This window comes from Dietzia sp. DQ11-44, assembly GCF_014145205.1.
GTDB lineage: Bacteria > Actinomycetota > Actinomycetes > Mycobacteriales > Mycobacteriaceae > Dietzia > Dietzia natronolimnaea.
This window is the reverse complement of the sequence record NZ_JAALEC010000194.1, coordinates 1-2,562: the sequence shown is the minus strand read 5'-3', so window position 1 is coordinate 2,562 and position 2,562 is coordinate 1. Positions and strand designations below refer to the sequence as shown.

The 2,562-nt window shown below is 69.0% G+C and carries 1 protein-coding gene; it reads left to right on the top strand.

All coding sequences use genetic code 11. The annotated features are described in order from the left end of the window. Positions 1 to 139: 139 nt before the first annotated feature. A partial coding sequence (locus G6018_RS17535) for a glycoside hydrolase family 65 protein (RefSeq protein ID WP_182639164.1) occupies positions 140 to 2,562 on the top strand: 2,423 nt, incomplete at its 3' end.

The following is a 2,562-nucleotide window of genomic DNA, read 5'->3' as shown; positions in this document are numbered from 1 at the left end:
AGGCCGGTGCCGCCGGCGGGTTCGCCCACGTCGTCGGCGTGGACCGCGGCGCGGGCCGCGACGTCCTGCTCCGGGAGGGTGCCGACATCGTCGTCGTCGACCTGGCCGAACTGATCCCCGGGCTGACGGGGGCGCGGTCATGACACCCGTCCCCCCCGGGCGCGGCCCGGTCCACGACACGATCGGCCAGTCCGTCCCCGGCAACATCCGGACCACCTACGGCGTCAACCTCCGGAGCCACCTCGAGGTGCCGGAGATCAACCGCTCCACGCACCCCGCGGACCCGTGGCGCTGGGTGGAGACAAACCCCAAGGCCTCCCCGCTCGGGGTCTCCGAGACGCAGTTCGCCGTGGCCAACGGCTACCTGGGCATGCGCGGCAACCCCGAGGAGGGTCGCGACTCGGTCCACCACGGCACCTTCGTCAACGGCTTCCACGAGACCTGGCACATCCAGCACGCCGAGGACGCCTACGGGCTCGCGCGCGAGGGCCAGACGATGATCCAGGCCCCGGACACCAAGACGATCCGCATTTATGTGGACGACGAGCCGCTCCGCCTGTCCGTGGCCGACCTCGAGCACTACGAGCGCAGCATCGACTTCCGCGACGGTGTCCTGCGCCGCGAGGTCGTGTGGCGCACCCCCGCCGGCAAGAAGGTCGTCATCCGCTCCAGCCGGATGGTGTCGATGGTGGAGAAGCACCTCGCGGTGATGACCTACGAGATCGAACTCCCCGACGAGCCCGCGCCCGTCGTGATCTCCTCGCAGGTCCTCAACAGGCAGGACGGGGAGAACGAGTACAGCTCCTCGGAGGGTGCCCCGGCACAGGGTTTCGACCCCCGTCGCGCGGAGGGGCTCGAGCACCGCGTGCTCGACCCCCAGGTCACCGAGGATCAGGGCGGTTACCACGTGCACGGCTACCGGTGCGCCAACTCGGGGATGACGATCGCCGTCGCCGTGGACCACATCTTCGAGACCGAGGACGACGTGGCCATGAGCCACGAGATCGACGACGACTCGTCCAAGGTCGTCTACCACGCCCACGCCACCCCGGGGCGAGTGCTCAAGTTGACCAAGCTGGCGGCGTACCACACCTCCGAGGTCGTCCCCGCCCGCGAACTGGCCGACCGGTGCTCGCGCACCCTGGGCCGGGCCCGCGTGCGCGGGGTCGAGGACCTGCACCGCACCCAGCGGGACTGGTACGACCACTTCTGGGACCGCGCCGACGTCGAGGTGGAAGGGCCTGCGGAGACGCAGCAGGCCATCCGCTTCAATCTGTTCCAGCTGGCGCAGGCGTCCGCCCGGGCCGAGTACAACGGCATCGCCGCCAAGGGTGTCACGGGCAGCGGCTACTCCGGCCACTACTTCTGGGACACCGAGACCTACGTCCTGCCGTTCCTCACCTACACCGTGCCGCGGTTCGCCCGGAACGCCCTGCGCTTCCGCTACAACATGCTCGACAAGGCACGCGACCGGGCCAAGTACCTGTCGGTCAAGGGCGCCCTCTATCCGTGGCGGACCATCAACGGCGAGGAGGCGTCGGCGTACTACGAGGCCGGTACCGCGCAGTACCACATCAACGCCGACATCGCGCACGCCCTGGTCAAGTACCTGTGGGCCACCGACGACCAGGAGTTCATGATCCGCGAGGGCGTGGACATGCTGGTCGAGACCGCACGGATGTGGGTCTCGCTCGGGTTCTTCGCCGACGACGGCTGCTTCAACATCCACGGCGTCACCGGGCCCGACGAGTACACCACCGTGGTGGACAACAACCTGTTCACCAACGCCATGGCGAGGTTCAACCTGGTGGCCGCCGCGATCGCGTGCAAGCGGATCGCCGAGCTGGGTGACGGCCGGTGGGCGGGGATCTGCCGGCGCCTGAAGATCGACGACGGCGAGATCGCGGAATGGCGGCGCGCCGCCGAGAGCATGGTGATCGCCTATGACGAGGAACTGGGCGTGCACCCGCAGGACCAGGACTTCCTCGCCAAGGAGGTCTGGGACCAGGATCTCGAGGACCCGCGCCGACCGCTGCTGCTGCACTTCCACCCGCTGGTGATCTACCGGCACCAGGTGCTCAAGCAGGCCGACGTGGTGCTGGCGATGTTCCTGCGCGGCGACGAGTTCTCCGAAGCGGAGAAGCGCGCGAACTTCGAGTACTACGACCCGCTCACCACCGGTGACTCGACGCTGTCCGCGGTGGTGCAGTCGATCATCGCCGCCGAGATCGGGTACTGCGACGAGGCGTTCGAACACTTCCAGAAGGCGCTCGTCGTGGACCTGGCCGATGTGCACGGCAACGCCACCGACGGTATCCACGTGGCCTCCACCGGAGGGGTCTGGTCCGCGCTCGTGAGCGGGTTCGGCGGGATGCGCGACTACCGGGGCGACATCTCGTTCGACCCCCGGGTGCCCGCGGAGTGGGGCGCGGTGACGTTCCGGCTGACCGTGCGCGGGACGCACGTGCGGGTCCGGTGCACCCACACGGAGATCACGATCGACAACCTCAACGGCGCGGACTTCGAGTGCACGGTGCAGGGGCAGCCGGTGACCGTACCCGC